Origin of the sequence: Mediterraneibacter agrestimuris, assembly GCF_943193195.1 — a bacterium.
Classification (GTDB): domain Bacteria; phylum Bacillota; class Clostridia; order Lachnospirales; family Lachnospiraceae; genus Schaedlerella; species Schaedlerella agrestimuris.
The window spans coordinates 1-1,475 of record NZ_CALPDG010000111.1 but is presented as its reverse complement, the minus strand read 5'-3'; the positions used below and the strand labels follow the sequence as shown (position 1 = coordinate 1,475).

Below are 1,475 nucleotides of genomic sequence, written 5' to 3'. Positions count from 1 at the left end.
TAGTTGGTTATGCTAATAAGAGCGTATGGTGGATGCCTTGGCACTAAGAGCCGATGAAAGACGTGATAAGCTGCGAAAAGCTTCGGGGAGGAGCAAATATCCAAAGATCCGGAGATATCTGAATGGGGAAACCTACTTGAGAAGACCTCAAGTATCCACAGCCCAATCCATAAGCTGTGGAAGGGAACCCGGTGAACTGAAACATCTAAGTAGCCGGAGGAAGAGAAAACAACATGTGATTTCCAGAGTAGCGGCGAGCGAAATGGGAAGAGCCCAAACCGGGGTGCGTGCACCCCGGGGTTCGGACCGCGGGATTGATTCAGCAAGTTTAGCAGAATGGTTTTGGGAAAGCCAGCCAGAGAGGGTGAAAGCCCCGTAAGCGAAAGATGAGCTGACAAGGCGGTATCCAGAGTACCACGAGACACGTGGAACCTTGTGGGAATATGCGGGGACCACCCCGTAAGGCTAAATACTACTTAGTGACCGATAGCGCATAGTACTGTGAAGGAAAGGTGAAAAGGACCCCGGGAGGGGAGTGAAAAAGAACCTGAAACCATATGTTTACAAGCTGTGGAAGAGCTATATATGCTCAACCGCGTACTTTTTGTAGAACGGTCCGGCGAGTTACGCTGGCTGGCGAGGTTAAGCGCTTAAAGGCGCGGAGCCGAAGGGAAACCAAGTCTGAAGAGGGCATAAAGTCAGTCGGAGTAGACCCGAAACCGGGTGATCTATCCATGTCCAGGTTGAAGTTGCCGTAAAAGGCAATGGAGGACCGAACCCACATCCGTTGAAAAGGGTGGGGATGAGGTGTGGATAGGGGAGAAATTCCAATCGAACCCGGAGATAGCTGGTTCTCCTCGAAATAGCTTTAGGGCTAGCCTCATACAAGTCTTGCGGAGGTAGAGCACTGAATTTCCTAGGGGGCGTCAAAGCTTACCAAAGAATATCAAACTCCGAATGCCGCGTAGATGATGTATGGGAGTCAGACTGCACGAGATAAGTTGGGTAGTCGAAAGGGAAAGAGCCCAGACCTACAGCTAAGGTCCCAAAATGTGTGTTAAGTGGAAAAGGATGTGGGATTTCAAAGACAACTAGGATGTTGGCTCAGAAGCAGCCATACATTCAAAGAGTGCGTAATAGCTCACTAGTCGAGAGGTCCTGCGCCGAAAATGTCCGGGGCTGAAACACACTACCGAAGCTTAGGAATTAACGAATGTTAATTGGTAGAGGAGCATTCTTAAAGAGAGGAAGCTGTACTGGAAAGAGCAGTGGATTTTTAAGAAGAGAGAATGCCGGAATGAGTAGCGAGAGGAAGGTGGGAATCCTTCCGGCCGAATATCTAAGGTTTCCAGAGTAAAGCTGATCTGCTCTGGGTAAGTCGGGGCCTAAGGCGAGGTCGGGAGACGTAGCCGATGGACAACAGGTTGAGATTCCTGTACTATTTTATGACAGAACTGTGGGGACGCAGGGAGAAA

Annotated in this window: 1 rRNA gene; it reads left to right on the top strand. The window is 49.7% G+C overall.

What is annotated here, in order from left to right:
• Positions 1–5 precede the first annotated feature (5 nt).
• Positions 6–1,475: ribosomal RNA gene (locus NFS18_RS19270) — 23S ribosomal RNA — on the top strand; the annotation flags it as partial.